The 15,566-nt window shown below is 35.1% G+C and carries 17 protein-coding genes and 1 tRNA gene; 15 read left to right on the top strand and 3 right to left on the bottom strand.

Features of this window, described 5'->3' with window-relative positions; translation table 11 throughout:
• The first annotated feature begins 14 nt into the window (after positions 1-14).
• The 10 genes from KYG33_RS12315 to KYG33_RS12270 all read left to right on the top strand — a co-directional run bounded on the left by KYG33_RS12315 (position 15) and on the right by KYG33_RS12270 (position 7,302).
• Positions 15-623 (top strand): ExbD/TolR family protein, encoded by a 609-nt coding sequence (locus KYG33_RS12315; protein ID WP_047386006.1) that lies wholly within the window; start codon positions 15-17, stop codon positions 621-623.
• An 11-nt stretch (positions 624-634) separates the two neighbouring features.
• A complete protein-coding gene (locus KYG33_RS12310; protein ID WP_047386008.1) occupies positions 635-1,204 on the top strand; it encodes an ExbD/TolR family protein in 570 nt (189 codons plus the stop codon).
• Positions 1,205-1,233: 29 nt separating this feature from the next.
• Positions 1,234-2,073 (top strand): energy transducer TonB, encoded by an 840-nt coding sequence (locus KYG33_RS12305; RefSeq protein WP_077418835.1) that lies wholly within the window; start codon positions 1,234-1,236, stop codon positions 2,071-2,073.
• Between the two features lie 75 nt (positions 2,074-2,148).
• Positions 2,149-2,346, top strand: a complete 198-nt coding sequence (locus KYG33_RS12300; RefSeq protein WP_175627284.1) for a DUF308 domain-containing protein — start codon at positions 2,149-2,151, stop codon at positions 2,344-2,346.
• Complete coding sequence (locus KYG33_RS12295; protein ID WP_219071828.1) at positions 2,336-3,208, top strand: PstS family phosphate ABC transporter substrate-binding protein; 873 nt, start codon at positions 2,336-2,338, stop codon at positions 3,206-3,208. The genes KYG33_RS12300 and KYG33_RS12295 overlap by 11 nt, the downstream gene beginning before the upstream one ends.
• Before the next feature lie 91 nt (positions 3,209-3,299).
• Positions 3,300-4,952, top strand: a complete 1,653-nt coding sequence (locus KYG33_RS12290) for a tetratricopeptide repeat protein (protein WP_219071827.1) — start codon at positions 3,300-3,302, stop codon at positions 4,950-4,952.
• Positions 4,953-5,033: 81 nt separating this feature from the next.
• Positions 5,034-5,753, top strand: a complete 720-nt coding sequence (bshB1, locus tag KYG33_RS12285; RefSeq protein WP_077418839.1) for a bacillithiol biosynthesis deacetylase BshB1 — start codon at positions 5,034-5,036, stop codon at positions 5,751-5,753.
• Positions 5,754-5,788: 35 nt separating this feature from the next.
• Positions 5,789-5,864 (top strand) — tRNA-His (locus KYG33_RS12280).
• 246 nt (positions 5,865-6,110) lie between these two features.
• On the top strand, positions 6,111-6,533 hold the full coding sequence (locus tag KYG33_RS12275; RefSeq protein WP_219071826.1) for a hypothetical protein: 423 nt from the start codon (positions 6,111-6,113) through the stop codon (positions 6,531-6,533).
• 223 nt (positions 6,534-6,756) lie between these two features.
• Positions 6,757-7,302 carry a hypothetical protein gene (locus tag KYG33_RS12270; protein ID WP_219071825.1) on the top strand — a complete coding sequence of 182 codons (546 nt, stop codon included), beginning with the start codon at positions 6,757-6,759 and terminating at the stop codon, positions 7,300-7,302.
• A 131-nt stretch (positions 7,303-7,433) separates the two neighbouring features.
• Here the strand turns inward: KYG33_RS12270 and KYG33_RS12265 are convergent, their stop codons facing one another.
• Both KYG33_RS12265 and KYG33_RS12260 read right to left on the bottom strand, forming a co-directional pair.
• Positions 7,434-7,769, bottom strand: a complete 336-nt coding sequence (locus KYG33_RS12265) for a DUF3276 family protein (protein WP_034701927.1) — start codon at positions 7,767-7,769, stop codon at positions 7,434-7,436.
• A gap of 99 nt (positions 7,770-7,868) precedes the next feature.
• Positions 7,869-9,530 carry an ABC transporter ATP-binding protein gene (locus KYG33_RS12260; RefSeq protein WP_219071824.1) on the bottom strand — a complete coding sequence of 554 codons (1,662 nt, stop codon included), beginning with the start codon at positions 9,528-9,530 and terminating at the stop codon, positions 7,869-7,871.
• Positions 9,531-9,621: 91 nt separating this feature from the next.
• On the opposite strand from KYG33_RS12260, the gene KYG33_RS12255 reads away from it, so the two are divergent.
• The 5 genes from KYG33_RS12255 (at position 9,622) to KYG33_RS12235 (ending at position 13,631) form a co-directional block, all read left to right on the top strand.
• A complete protein-coding gene (locus KYG33_RS12255; RefSeq protein ID WP_077418843.1) occupies positions 9,622-10,527 on the top strand; it encodes a transcription antitermination protein NusB in 906 nt (301 codons plus the stop codon).
• A gap of 1 nt (position 10,528) precedes the next feature.
• A complete protein-coding gene (locus KYG33_RS12250; protein WP_180564684.1) occupies positions 10,529-11,035 on the top strand; it encodes a DUF1573 domain-containing protein in 507 nt (168 codons plus the stop codon).
• Positions 11,036-11,045: 10 nt separating this feature from the next.
• Positions 11,046-11,408, top strand: a complete 363-nt coding sequence (gene yajC / locus KYG33_RS12245; protein WP_077418845.1) for a preprotein translocase subunit YajC — start codon at positions 11,046-11,048, stop codon at positions 11,406-11,408.
• Positions 11,409-11,564: 156 nt separating this feature from the next.
• Positions 11,565-12,299 carry an SDR family NAD(P)-dependent oxidoreductase gene (locus tag KYG33_RS12240; RefSeq protein WP_219071823.1) on the top strand — a complete coding sequence of 245 codons (735 nt, stop codon included), beginning with the start codon at positions 11,565-11,567 and terminating at the stop codon, positions 12,297-12,299.
• 486 nt (positions 12,300-12,785) lie between these two features.
• Entirely contained in the window at positions 12,786-13,631 is an 846-nt protein-coding gene (locus KYG33_RS12235) for a mechanosensitive ion channel family protein (protein WP_219071822.1), read from the top strand.
• Between the two features lie 54 nt (positions 13,632-13,685).
• Here KYG33_RS12235 and ligD read toward each other — a convergent pair whose 3' ends face one another.
• Positions 13,686-15,557 carry a DNA ligase D gene (gene ligD, locus KYG33_RS12230; protein WP_219071821.1) on the bottom strand — a complete coding sequence of 624 codons (1,872 nt, stop codon included), beginning with the start codon at positions 15,555-15,557 and terminating at the stop codon, positions 13,686-13,688.
• Positions 15,558-15,566: the final 9 nt, after the last annotated feature.

Here is a 15,566-nt window from a genome sequence, read left to right as displayed (position 1 = left end):
AATATTTTATAATAATGGCGAGAGTCAAACCAAAAAGACATGGAGTAGTTACGGACATGACCGCAATGTGTGACGTTGCGTTCCTACTTCTTACGTTCTTTATCTTGACCACTCAGTTTAAAAAACCTGACGTGGAGCAGATCAAACCGCCATCTTCAATTTCGGAAAAATTGCTTCCTGATGCTAGTTTAATGACTATCAACGCTACTCCGGATGGAAAATTCTATTTCCAGCCAGTGGACAATGCATCAGAAAGACTTGCTCTTTTGGATAAAATGGGACAAAAGTATGGTATTACTTTTGACAACAACCAAAAAGTGGCTTTCCAGAAAGTTCAGGCAATTGGAGTTCCAATGAACCAACTTAAAGGTTACTTGGATATGCCTGCAGATGAGCAGAAAAATTATAAGAGTCCTTCAGGAATTCCTATGGACAGTACAAATAAGCAGTTAATTGACTGGGTAAAAGAAAGTTTAAGTGTTAACCCTGACTACAAGTTAGCCATTAAAGGTGACGTTACAACGCAGTACCCTAAAGTTAAAAGTCTATTTGAGGGTTTAAGAGATATTGATTTTCTTAAATTTTGGTTGATTACATCACAAGAAGGTAAACCTAACGAATAATATCGATAGAAATGGCAGAAGTACAAGTACAAGAAAAAGGCGGCAAGGGCGGCAAGGTCCGTTCCAAGAAGCAAAACACCAGAGTTGATATGACTCCGATGGTGGACTTGGGTTTTCTATTGATTACCTTCTTTATGTTCACAACTACATTCAGTAAACCGAATGTTATGGATTTGGGTCTTCCGGCTAAACCGAAAGATGAAAAACAAAAACCACCTCCAACAGAAATTAAACTTTCTAACTCAATTTCTATCTTATTAGGAAAAAATAATAGAGTATTTTGGCACCAGCAGGATGCAACTTCCTTGAATGACCAGACTCTTATGGAAACTACTCTTGATAGAGAAGGAATTAGAAAAGTAATTCAGCAGGCAAAATCTAGAGCTGCAGATCAAACGAAATTTACCGTGATCATTAAGCCAACTGACGATGCTATATATAAGAACTTTGTTGATATTCTTGACGAAATGGCAATTACCAAAAGTGAGCAGTACGGTGTTACTGATATCAAACCTTGGGAAAAAGCTATTTACGAGAAAAAAGTAGGAGGTGCTGCTGCACCAGCTGCTGCTACAAAGTAATTTAACCATAAAATTGTTATATCTAATCTATGGCAGATGAAAATGTATACGGTCAGAATCTTACTCTAGACGAAATCGTATTTGAAAATAGAAACAAGGAATATGGTGCCTACGATATTAGACATCAGTATCCGAGACTTTTAACAAAGTCTTTTATCATCGGAACAGCATTATTCCTTTTGGCAGCTTTGTCTCCGTTCATCTATCTTACGATTAAAAATCTTACAGCTCCGCCTAAGCAAGAAGTAAAGGCAGATCTAGTAGATATTATCGAAGAAGAACCGATTATCGAGCAGCCTAAGGAAGAAGAACCACCGCCACCACCTCCTCCAAAAGAAGAAGAGAAAATTGAGGTGATTCAGAACGTAGTTCCTGAGCCTGTAAAAGCTCCGAAAATTGAAACTCCACCACCACCGATTTCTAAGCAGTTGGAAACTACAACTGGTTTGAATAATCAGGAGGGGGTAAAGGCTCCGGCTTATACGCCGCCACCGCCACCACCATCTACAGGTACTAAAGCTAGTACAGCAGAGGTGAAAACAAATAATCCTAACGAGATCTACAAAGATGTTGACCAGTCTGCAGAATATCCTGGAGGTATGGGAGCATTAAGAAAGTTCTTGGGAGATAATTTTGATACTTCTTTAATGGAAGGAGGCGAAGGAACGCTTAAAGCTAAGCTGAAGTTCGTTGTAGAAAAAGACGGAACTGTTTCTGCAGTTACTATTGAAGAGAAATCTCCAAATGGCGACTTTAACAGTGAAGCTGTACGTGTAGTTAAGAAACTTAAAAAATGGACTCCTGCGAAGAGAAACGGGGAGAGCGTTAGATCTTACTATAGTGTACCATTTACTATGAACTTTGAATAAGACTTATTTGTTCAAAATATAAATAAAAAGAGAAGCATATGCTTCTCTTTTTATTTTTTTTGGTATTTTTGTTACATGATGTTCAATTGGTTATCCCTGATTACGGGATTGTTTTATATCGTTTTAGGAATTGTAGTGATTGTCTATAAATTCTTCTTTACTATTTTGGAACCTGCTGTTGCCTATGCACTAGGTGTAGTACTGGTTATTTATGGTATTTTCAGAATTTACAGGGCGATCTCAAGAATTAAAAAATCGAGAAATGAAGAATAGTTTTAAGCTTGCAGTAATTTTTGTTTTGAGCATAATGCTTGCAAGCTGCAAAAAGGAGAAAAATGCTCCTTCCTATCACAAGGGTGATCTTACAATTTTTACTGACGAGTCCTTTCAAAGCGTCACAGAAGCATTAGCTGACGGCTATATGATCAACTACCCTGACACCCACATCAAAGTAGAAATAAAGAAAGAAGACTTAGGACTTCTTGATCTTCTGAAAGGAAGTGCGAAAGCCGTGGTAATGTCCAGAAATCTTACTCCTGAAGAAATAAAAACATATGAAGAAAGAACTGATCTGAAGTTTCTTCCCTCTAAATTTGCTGCAGATGCAGTAGTTTTTGTAGTTCCTAAAGACTCTCCGAAAGAAAGTATTTCCATGGAGGAAATCAATGCTGGACTGATGTCTGATAAAAAAGAATTTATCTTTGATGGAACCAACTCAAGTAATCTGAATTTTGTCGCTGAAAAATTAAAAAAACAGCCAAAGGACCTCCAGTTTTCAATTATCCCGGGAAATCAGAAGATCATAGAGGAATTAGGAAAGTATCCCAATAAAATAGGGGTTGTAGGGCTTAATACTTTTAGCCGTCCTTATGATAAAACTTCTGAAAAACTGAGAGAAATGGTTAAAATCCTCCCTGTTGTAGAAAAGGGAAAACCCTATAATGCAGATTTTAAAGGGCTAAGTACAATGGAATATCCCTTTACAAGAGTTCTTTATTTCTTGATTAATGAAGGTAATTTTAATATTGCCAATGGATTTATAAGATTTTCATGTACTCATTTAGGTCAAAAAATTGTTCAGAAAGAAGGTCTGCAGCCTTATAATATTTATAAGAGAGAAGTTCAGATGCGTTAAAAAATATTAAATTCACAATTTAGCCTTGTTAAAAATATTGATTTGGTCTGAAAATTGTGTAGAATATAACTCAATTATTAGAAAATATAAAATGAAAGATATAATGAATATGAATGTAAAGAAGATTGCTTTTGGAGCAGCCGTGGTATTTTTTACCGGTTTTGCCTCTGCACAAACATTGCAGGATGGTATCAACAGTATAGACAGTGATAAATTTGCTCAGGCAAAAACGAATTTCACTGAAATGATCGCTAAAGAGCCTACAGCTGAAAACTACTTCTATTTGGGAAATACTTTCTTAAGACAGGGAGAACCAGATTATGCTAAAGCAACTGAAAGCTTCAACAAAGGATTAGCTGCTGATGCAAAAAGCTATCTTAACAAAATCGGTTTAGCTGCTGTTAAATTAGGTAAAGGCGATAAAAACGCTGTTGCTGAAATTCAGAAAGTAGTGACTGATTCTAGAGAAAAAGATGCTGAAGTTCTGTTCAGAGCTGCAGAAGCTTTAACTTTATTTGAAAAGAACAGTTCACCTGATCTTGCTATCCAGTTCTTGACTAAAGCGATTGAAAAAGCTGAGAAAAAAGGTGTTCCTGCACATTATTATTATACATTAGGAGATGCTTACAGATTAAAAAGAATGCCAGGAGAGGCTATGTCTGCTTATGATAAAGCATTACCTACTGCTAAAAATAAAGCTTCCGTTTATACAAGAATGGCAACTTTATGGATGGCTGCACAAGTTTGGAAAAATGCAAAAGAAAGTATTGATAAAGCAATTGCTGTAGATCCTACTTACGCTCCTGCATACAAAGCATTGGCTGGTTATGACATCAGATATCAGCAGAATGCAAAGGCTACACAAGACCTTATCAACTATACAAAATACGCTGACGAAGATCCGTATACTCAGTTAGAAATTGCAAAATTATATTTCACAAACGAAGACTATGCAAATTCTAAAACAGTTTTGGATAAAATTTTTGACAAAATCGAAGATCCTATTAAGTTTAAATTAAGAGCTTATCAGGCATACGCAGATAAAAACTATGCAGATGCTAAGCAGAACATGGATACTTTCGCTTCTCAAGCTGAGAAAACTAGAATACAGCCTGCTGACCAAGGTTTACAAGGGCTTATTGCTGCAGGTTTAGCAAAAGATGAAAAAGATGCTGCTAAAAAATCAGCTTTAATGACGGAATCTCAGCAGAAAGTTGCTATCGCAAAAGCTGCTAAAGATGAAACAATGAAGTGGGATCTTGAACTAGCTAACATCGCTGGAGGTGGAGGTGCTTCTCAGGCAGATGTTGATAAAGGGCCTACTAACCCTGCCATTGAAGCATTGAAAAAGCAGGTTGCAGCTAATGCTCAGGATTCTGATGCATTATTCAAGTTGGCAACAGCATATCAAGATGTTAAAAACTGGAATGGGGCTATCCTTACATGGCAAAAAATGTCAGCTCTTCTTCCTGATTGGGCTCCTGCTTATTACAGCCAGGGATATTCTTACCAACAGGCTGGAAACAATGATGCAGCAAAAATAGCTTACGAAAAATTCATCAGTACAGTAAAACCTGCTGATCAGGAAGCAAACAAGCAGACTCTTGCTTATGCTTACTTTGCAGTAGCTTATATGAGCAAAGATTCTGATGCTGCAAAAGCAAAAGATTATGTAGCTAAATCTTTACAGTTAGATCCTACTTACCAGGATGCTGTAAAATTAAATGCAGAGATCAATAAGTAATTTAAAATTTAAATTATAGATATAAAAACTTCCCATTCGTAATGTTTGGGAAGTTTTTATTTTAAACTTATCTTTGATTATATGAAAACTGATATACTTGCTTTTGGAGCACATCCTGACGATGTAGAGCTAGGATGTGGCGGAACTATTGCTAAAATGGTTTCAGAGGGTAAAAAATGTGTAGTTGTAGATCTTACCAGAGGAGAACTCGGAACAAGAGGTACAGATGAAACAAGAAAGGCCGAGGCGGCAGATGCTGCTAAAATTTTGGGACTTTCAGCAAGAGAAAATCTTGGAATGAAAGATGGCTTTCTGGTAAACTCTGAAGAATACCAAATGAGGATCGTAAAAATGATTCGCAAATACCGCCCGGAAATCGTATTAGCCAATGCTATTGATGATAGACATCCGGATCATGCAAAAGGAGCGAAATTAGTGTCGGATGCGTGCTTTTTGTCCGGACTGAGAAAAATAGAAACTGTAGAAGAAGGAGAAAATCAGGAGGTGTGGAGACCTAAGCACGTTTTTCATTATATTCAATGGAAAGATATCAAACCGGAGTTCGTTATTGACATTTCAGAATTTCTGGATACAAAAATTGCATCTTGTATGGCTTATAAAACTCAATTTTATGACCCTGCTTCTAAAGAACCAGAAACTCCGATTACAACAAAAGACTTTTATGAGAGCTTAACTTACCGTGCACAGGATTTAGGGCGATTATCGGGAGTTACTTATGCTGAGGGATTTACATCTGAGAAGTTAATTTCTTTGAAAAATTTTGATGGAATTGTTTGGTAGTTGAGGAAAATGTCCTATATTTGCACTCACAAAACGGTGATTGTAGCTCAGTTGGTTAGAGCGTCGGATTGTGGTTCCGAAGGTCGGGGGTTCGAGACCCCTCATTCACCCAAAGAAAGTACACTTTTTAAAAGTGTACTTTTTTATTTTATATCTGTTTCAATAATAACAGAGACTTCTTTTTTTACATTCTTTCTAAAAGATTTTTCCATCATACGCTTATAATTTGTAAGTCGGTGGACAAAAATGGTTCTCTTTAAGTTCTCAAAAATAAATTCAAGGACAGGCTGAAAAAATATTTTATATTTGTTAATCAGCAACTATTGAATCTGACATCTTGAAATTATAAACATTTGTATGAAAAATCTTTTTATAATTTTCACTGTTTTATTCTCATTACAGTATTATCCACAATCCTACTATAAAGATTTATTTGATAGCCAAGGATATGATACCTCAATAGGTTATTCTACTAGTGCAAATCAACTTGAATTTTCATGGGGGGTATCTGCTCATATGGAAGCATTGGTACTGATGTATGAGAAAACGAAAGAAAAAAAGTATGCTGAAACTTTAATAAAGTTTATAGGTAATGCGATAGATAGAAGAGACGATCTTAGAAGCCAGGAAAAAGGATTAAGTAAAATTTCTGATTATCGGAAAGTTTCTGGTGCGGCTTGGTCAACCAACCATTATAATACTATTACAGATGAAGGGGCTCCTTATTCACATTTGGTGCATAGTGCTAATTATATCCAATGGCTAAATTTTCTGCGATAATTAAACTTAACAGTTCTGCTCAGCGTTTAATTTCAAATCCAGGCGGTCGCTTGGTAATCAAATTTATAGCCGTATTGCAGATGATATTATTTAAAAAGTAAAAGAAACCCTTAACTATCATGAAGAACAATGGCATACTGAATCTAAAAATATAGGGTATTATAAAGAATGGGGCAGTAGTAATTCTCCGATAGCTCATCCAGATGTAATTTTACCTTTTAATATGCAAAGTGCTATAGGAAGAGTATTAATTCAAATGTATAGGGCAACGTCTCAGCAATCTTATCTTACACAAGTGTATCAAATAGCAAATTTTATAAAATCAAATACGTTCTATAACAGCGATCTACAATCTAATATCTGGAAATATTGGAAAAAAAATGACTTACCTGAAGATGTTTCTCATGTAGGTCTGACTGCAAGTTTTCCATATGAATGCTATAAGATATTATATAATAAAAAATCTATTTATTCATATCAAGAAATACAAAGATATATTAATACTTTCATGAAAGACACTGTAAAATCTTCCTTATTTATGAATGGAGGTGTAAATGATAATGTGCAATATTGGGATCTAAAGTCTAATATGAAAGTAGGCAGTCTGACATTTGATAGCTATATCTGTAACAGATGGCTATGCTTATCAGGTTATGATAAAAAATTATTTTTATTGATTGTTGATATACAAAATAATAAGAACTACTATACAAAATTATCTACAAATGATCCTTTGACAATTGCACTTTTGGCATCTAGTGAAATCTAACTTTTTTCCTCTACTGACTATGTAAGGTATAACTTTCCTTAAAAAAGATTAGATTATTTTTCTTTGATAAGCTATTTCAGAACATAAAAAAAGCATCTTTTTCAGATGCTTGTGTTTTTTAATATTCTTTTTTAAACTTCGTCGTCAGAATCAATTGTGAATGATTTGCTTTTGAAGTCTTTATCATGTTTTTCTGAAATTACATCCTCACCCTTTTCATTAATGATGAAATCTGTGGACTCATTAAACATCTCCTGAAAACTCTTAAAATCTTCCTTGTAAAGGTAAATTTTATGCTTCTCGAATGTAGCTTCCCCATTCTCTCCGAAATTTTTCTTACTCTCAGTGATTGTAAGATAATAATCTCCTGCTTTCGTCTCACGCACATCAAAGAAATAAGTTCTTCTCCCTGCTTTTAACACCTTAGTGAAAATCTCATTTTCATGGCGTTCCTTGTATTCACTCATTGTTAGATATTTTTTAATCTTGTTAAGAACAAATATAAAAGAATTCTTTTAATCACAAAATTTTTTTTATGATTTATTTAACAATTGAGAACGAAACGGCTAAGCGGTTACAGAATTGGTAATTTCCGTCAGGTTGATAATTTGATCTGCTTTTTGAGCGCTAGACTCTCTGTGTGTGATGATTATGGAAGTAGCGTTACTTATCTTTTTATCGATATTTTCCAGAATATTCTGCTCAGTTTCGGTGTCTAAAGCAGACAAGGAATCATCAAAAATGATGATATTCGGGTCTTTAATTAAGGCTCTTGCAATACAAATTCTTTGCTTTTGTCCCCCCGAAAGCATTACTCCGCGTTCACCAACAAGTGTTTTATATTGCTCTTTAAACTCTACAATATTTTTGTGAACATCTGCAATATTTGAATATTCTACCACTTTCTCATGAGAAGGGTGATCAATGGCAAAACCTATATTATTTTCTATAGAATCAGAGAATAAATAGCTCTCCTGAGGAATATATCCAATGAAGTTCCTGTAGTTAATCAGATTATGATCTTTCAGGTTTTTACCATCTATCAAAATCTCTCCTTCGCTGGGATCTATCAATCGGCATAAGAGCAGGGCTATTGTTGATTTTCCGCTTCCTGTTTTGCCCATAATGGCCAAAGATTCTCCGGCTTTAACTTTAAAGTTCAGATTATCCAGTGCCTTAATTCCTGTATTAGGATATACATAAGAAACATTCCTGAATTCTATATCTCCTTTGATAGGATAGTTTTCAAAATTAGTATTAATAATTTCCGATTTCTTATCCATGAATTCATTGATTCTTTGCATGGACGCTTCAGCTCTCTGGTTCACAGAAGTTACCCATCCAACCATAGAGAATGGGAAAATCAGTGTGTTGATATACATAAAGAAATCTGCAATTTTTCCGATGCTTAATTCTCCGGCAATATATTTAGCACCGCCAATCCAGATGATCGCTACGTTTAATAATCCGATTACAAAAAGAATAATGGTGAAGAAATACGCTTCTGTTTTGGCAAGATCCAAAGCTTTATTCTGATAATCGGTCACTTTGATTCCGTAGTTTTTTTCAATGTATTTCTCTCGGGCGAAGAATTTTACTACACGGATTCCTGAGAAACTGTCCTGAACAAAAGTTGAAATTGCAGACTGGCTCTTCTGCATGATCTTCGACTTTTTGTTAATGATAGAACTTACCTTATAAATAGCAAAAGATAAAATCGGAAGCGGAAGTAAAGTCCACATGGTCATGGAAGCATCCGTTTTTACCATATAAATAGCTGTGATCAGTACAAGGACGATCAGGTTGGCTACATACATCACTCCGGGACCAAGATACATTCTTACAGCAACCACATCTTCACTCAATCTGTTCATTAAGTCTCCGATGGTAGTCTGTTTATAATCCGTTAAGGATAAATCCTGATAATGTCTGTAAATTTTATTTTTAAGCTCATATTCTATCCTCCTGGAAGCCACAATGATGGTCTGTCTCATCATGAAGGTGAAAAATCCGGTCAAAAGGGAACACCCAACAATAATTCCTACATAGATCAAAACCTGATGGTTGAAGCCAAGGTTTCCATTTTTTGTAAGCTCATCCACAGACTTTCCTACAAACTGAACCTTATATATATTAAAAAAATTACTGGCAATGATAAATAGTACCCCCCAAAACAGCAGTATTTTGTGTTTCCAAAAATAGGGGTTTAAGGTTTTTAGCGCTTTCATATAGTTTGACAAAATTACAAAAATGTCATCACACTACGAATTTCATCAATTTTAAATTTTGTATCTTTGCACCCATAAAAAAGCTCTTTGAATGTTAGGAAGACGACAAATCCGTGAAAAAGTAGTACAGACAGTGTATTCATACTACCAAAATCCTGTAAAATTTGATGTTTTAGAGAAAAACATGTTTGCCGGGATAGAGAAAATCTATTATCTATACATCTATCAGCTCAATTTTTTGGTGGGTCTGAAAGATTTGGCAGAAAATCAGATCGAAATTGGTAAGAATAAATATCTTAAAACTGATGCTGATATTAATCCTAACCAAAAATTCATCAACAACCAAGTATTGCTTAAACTGGAAGAAAATCCTGAAAGATTATTCTTTACAGGCCAGCATAAGCAGTTGAAATGGGATATGCATGATGACCTATTGGTAAAAACTTTCCAAAGAATTACTGCAGGAAAGCGTTACCAGGATTTCATGAAAGAAGATGGATACTCTTTTGAAGAAGATCAGAAGTTTATCGGAAAATTATTTTTAAGATATATTGCTGAAAATGAAGATTTTCATGATTATCTGGGAGATAAAGAACTTTCATGGTATGATGATATTCACATTGCCAACTCCATGGTACAAAAAACAATCGGTTTCCTGAGAGAAGATGAAGAAAGCAGAACTTTAATTAAAATGATTAAAGATGAAGAAGATAAGACTTTCGCTGCAAAATTGTTGAGAGATACTCTGAACAACTGGGAAAACAATGAAAAGAAACTGGGAGAAAGACTTGAAAACTGGGATCTGGAAAGAGTTTCTTTAATGGATAAAGTAATTTTGTCTACAGCGATTGCAGAACTTGATAATTTTGCTTTCACACCTTCAAGAGTTATCATTAATGAATATATTGAAATTGCAAAAGTATTTGCTACTGACCGTTCCAATATCTTCATCAATGGTATTTTAGATAAATATTGTAAAGATCAAAATAGAATATAAAATGAAAAAGACGTTATCAATTATCGCCTTGTCTATTATAGGCTTTGGGTTAGTTTCATGTAAAAAAGAAAACAAAGAAACTCAAAGTACTGAAACTGCAACTACTGATTCTACGGCTGTTGCGGCTCCGGTAACCACTGATTCTGCAGCAGCACCTGTAACTGGTGAAGCAGCGGCTCCGGTTTCTAACGAACCATCTACTTCTGTTGCTTTATCTGAAAACAACTTCGATTTTGGGAAAATCAAAAAAGGAGATAAAGTGGAACACGTATATGAAGTTACCAATACCGGAAAAAATCCTTTAATCATTTCTGAAGTTAAGCCAGGTTGTGGATGTACTGCTCCTGATTTTACAAAAGAGCCGATTATGCCAGGTAAAAAAGGAAAGGTTACATTACACTTTGATTCTTCAAGCTTTGACGGAAACGTTCAGAAATATGCAGATGTTTTTGCAAACGTAGAGAAAGCTCCAATCAGATTAACATTCACAGCAAACATTCAACCATAATATTTAAAATATGTTGACACTATTTTTACAGGCAGCAGGTGGATCTTCACCTATGATGCTGATCATGATGGGAGTGATGTTTGTAGGATTTTATTTCCTGATGATCAGACCTCAGATGAGAAAGCAGAAGCAAGAGAAAAACTTTCAGGAAAACCTTAAAGTAGGAACAAGAGTAGTTCTTACCTCTGGTCTTCACGGAAGAATTGCTCAGGTTCAGGATGATGGTTTTGTTATTGAAACATTATCCGGAAAACTGAAATTTGAAAAAGCGGCAGTTTCCAGAGAAATGACAGAATCTCGTTTTGGAGATAAAGCAAAATCTGCAGATAAAGCGGATGACAAAAAAGAAACAGCAACTGAAGAGAAAAAATAATTCAGTCTGAAAATATTTTAGCTGCGGCGGGTGAACGAAGTTCACCCGCCGCAATTTTTTTATACAACTTACTGAACAGAACAAAATATAATAAAGATGATTAAGCAGTTTTTGTGTTCATTTGGGATTAGTGTTTAATAAAATTATCTTTGTCCTATGAATCAAAGCACAAACAAAACGGTTCTTATTCTGGGAGCTAATTCAGATGTAGCAAAACAATGTATAAAGCAATATGTTGAAAAAGGATTTACAGTGATTGCTGCTTCCAGAAATACAACATCTTTGGATGATTTTATTTATTCAAATAATCTGGACTCTTCAAAAGTTTCTGTTTTGTTTTTTGATGCAGCAGATTTTGATTCACATCAGAAATTTTATTCCGAACTTTCCGCAAAACCTCATATTGTAGTATATGCCGCAGGTTTTTTAGTAGATAATCAGAAAGCGTTAACAGATTTCAAAGGTGCCAGGCAAATGATGGAAGTTAATTATATGGGCGGAGTATCTATCCTGAGCATTATTGCAATGGATAAAGACAACAAAAACCTTGAAAGGATCATTGGCCTTTCTTCATTGTCTGGAGTAAGAGGAAGAAAAAGTAATTTTGTCTACGGAAGTACCAAGGCTGCGTTTACTCAGTTTCTGGCCGGATTGAGGCAGGAATTGGCTTCCCGAAAAATCATTGTAAATGCTTTGGTCATTGGCTATATCAGAACAAAGATCAATGAAGGATTAGCATTGAATGAATCCTTGATCATGGAACCGGATTATGTGGTAAAATATATTGTCAATGCAGGAAATTCTTTTACCATTGTTCCGAATTTTAAATGGAAAATTATTTATTATATTCTGAAATTGCTTCCGGAAGGGCTTGCTGCGAAACTGCCTTAATCCTTTAGATGAGAATGTTTTTGAACAAAATCCTTGAAAGTATTATAGCCAGACCCTTCAAAACCAGATGCTGTAAAGATGAGATTGATTTTGTTGAAGAAGATTCAAAATAAGATATTGATCAACGATGGTATAACTTGTCTTATTCCAGTTGGAACCATATTGATTGGTTTTTAATCAAAATAAAATAATTAATCAATAAGAAGGTTATAAAAGATTAATTTCCCTTAATAATTGGACTTCGGTATCGTTTTTGTAATTCTATGACCGAAAAATTATTTCTTCCTGCAAGATTCAATTTCTGAATGATTATTGAGTAAGCTGAAACAATCTGTTCTGCTGTCAATCTATTTTAATCTATAATACCATTTACTTTCACTTTTGAAGTGTAAGGTAAATTTCTTTTTTAGACAGATGTATTCAATTTCATTTTTAAATCCTGCAGAACTTAATATCTCATTGATAATAATAAACATATAGTATAAAATGGACGATTTAGAATTGAACAAGATTCAACAGCACTGGGACACGTTAATTTCTTCAGCAATTTCATGGGCACCAAGAGTTTTTACTGCAGTTATTTCTGCATTATTAATTTATCTGATTGGATCATGGATGATCAGAATGATTAAAAAGCTGGTTGAAAAAGCTTTTATAAAACGTAATATGGAAGCTTCTCTGCGACATTTTCTGTTGAATATTATCAATTGGGGGCTTAATATTCTGTTGTTTATTGTTGTTGTAACTCAATTGGGAGTGCAGACCTCTGCATTTGTGGCTATGATTGGTGCAGCAGGTTTAGCGGTAGGTTTGGCTTTACAGGGATCCCTGACGAATTTTGCGGGAGGAATCTTAATTTTATTATTAAAACCTTTTAAAATTGGCGACTTTATTTCTACCAATTCAGGAGTTTCAGGGACGGTACAGGCAATAGATATTTTCCATACAAAACTGGTTACACCACAAAACCAGTTGATCGTTATTCCTAATGGTGTGGTTTCAAATAACAGTATTATCAATTTTACCCAGCTGGGAACAAGAAGAACATCATTGGATATCGGAGTTGCATATGATGCAGATCTTAAGCAGACCAAAGAGCTTTTAATGAACGTTATCAAAAATAATCAGTATGCTCTTGCAACCCCTGTTCCGCAGGTAGTGGTTACAGAACTGGGAGAAAGCGCTGTGAATTTGTCAGTAAGGGTAAGCACTTCTATAGAAAATTACTGGGCTATGAACGAAGAACTCATCATCGGTTGTAAAGAAGCTCTCGATAAAGCGGGAATCGGAATTCCTTTTCCACAACGGGATATTCATGTTTATAATCAATAATTAGATTTAATTTTTTTAAGAAACTCCTCCATTTACAATAATGTAGGAGTTTTTTTAATCAATATTTTGTAGCAACTCCAGAGCCTTCATCATATCAATTCCCTTACCCAGAACCGGTTTGAACAAATCTCCTTTTTCTTTGATTCTGTCCAGAGCATTATTAATATTAAAATCTATAGGTTTCAACCCGGGTTTCAATTCTTCCCAATTCAACGGCATTGAAACTGAAGCTCCCTGTTTAGGTCTTAAGCTGTAAGCACTTGCCAGCGTTTGTCCTGTTCTGTTTTGAAGATAATCGAGATAGATTTTTTTATGATCTCTTTTTTGAAGGCTTCGTTCTAAAGTAGTGATCTCAGGAAGTCTGTCATTGACCTGTTTCATAAGAATATGGGCAAAATCTTTTACCTGGTCAAAATCATAATGAGCTCCCATGGGAATATAAATATGAATTCCTGTACTTCCGGAAGTTTTGCAGTATCCTTTTACTTTAATCGTTTTTAAAACCTCATTCACCTGAAGTGCTGTTTCAATTACCTCATCAAATGTATTTTTGGAAGATGGATCAAGATCTAAAACCAGATAATCAGGATGCTCCAGATCGGGTAAAGAACTATTCCATGGGTTGAGGTCTATACAGCCTAAATTATTCAGGTAGGCTAGAGTTGCTTTGTCATTGCAATACATATAGTCGATGTATTTATCATTGGATTCAGAATAAACCTGTGTAGTTTTTATCCAGTCCGGGATATGATCTCCGGCATCTTTCTGATAAAACCCCTGCTCTTCAATTCCATTCGGAAAGCGGTTGAGAGAAAGCGGACGGTTTTTTAAATGAGGCAGAATATAAGCAGCTACTGATTGATAATAATCAATGACATCTCCTTTAGTAATGCCATCTTTTGGAAAATAGGTTTTATCCTGATTGGTCAGTTTTACGATATGTTTGTCCAAAGTGATCTCTTTTTCTTTCTCAGAAACTTCAGTTTTTTTTGATGATGCTTTCGTTTTCATTTCTTTAGATTTTTCGGTGAAGGATGAATCTTTGATCTCTTTAAGGTCTTTGTCTTCTCGTAACCCTATAAAAACAGGATGTCTGAAGATTCCGTCCCTTGTAATTTCAGAATATTTTATTTCACAAATCAGTTCAGGCTTTGTCCATGTTACCGGCATATTGGTCTTTGGAATAGTTTCGAATGGAGATGATTTTACAATCAGCTTCTGAAGTTTCTGGTAAAGCTCTTTTAAAGAAGCATTATTGAAACCTGTTCCCGTATGTCCGCAGTAAGTAAGCTTTCCATTCAAATATTTTCCTAAAATTAAGGCCCCGAAACTTTTTCGTGAACCTCTGGGTTCTGTGAAACCACAAATAATAACCTCTTCTGTATTGGAAAATTTGATTTTCAGCCAGTCACTGGTTCTGTGATTTTCAATGTATGGGCTTTCTGCCCGTTTTGCAATCATACCTTCCAATTGCATTTTTTTCATCTGTGCAAAAAACTCAATACCCTTTTCCTGAATATGATCACAATATTTAATACGATCAGTTTCTGTCAGAGCCTCTTTTAAAAGTTCCTTTCGCTGAATAAGGGGAAGGTCTTCGGTAGAATGACCATTTAGCCATAGAAGGTCAAAAACATGGTACACAAGCGCAGCATCCGGATGATCTCCAATCTGCTGTAAAAACTGGAAATTAGGTTCCCCTTGTTCATCATACGCTACAACTTCACCATCCAGAATCATATGATGTTTCTGTTTTTCGAATTCCAGTGCAATTTTTTCGAATTTTGATAAAAAGGAAATTCCATTCCGGGAATAGAAGAGAGGAGTGTCATGGCTTAAGTCCGCAATGGCTCTATAGCCGTCCCATTTTATTTCAAAAATCCAGCCTTTATCATTGAAGGCTTCTTCGGAAAGCTTAGCCAACATGGGCTTTAT

Source organism: Chryseobacterium sp. D764 (genome assembly GCF_019317325.1).
In the GTDB taxonomy this organism is placed as follows: Bacteria; Bacteroidota; Bacteroidia; order Flavobacteriales; family Weeksellaceae; genus Chryseobacterium.
Note: the sequence above shows the minus strand (reverse complement) of the source record. Positions and strands in the feature narration are given on the sequence as shown.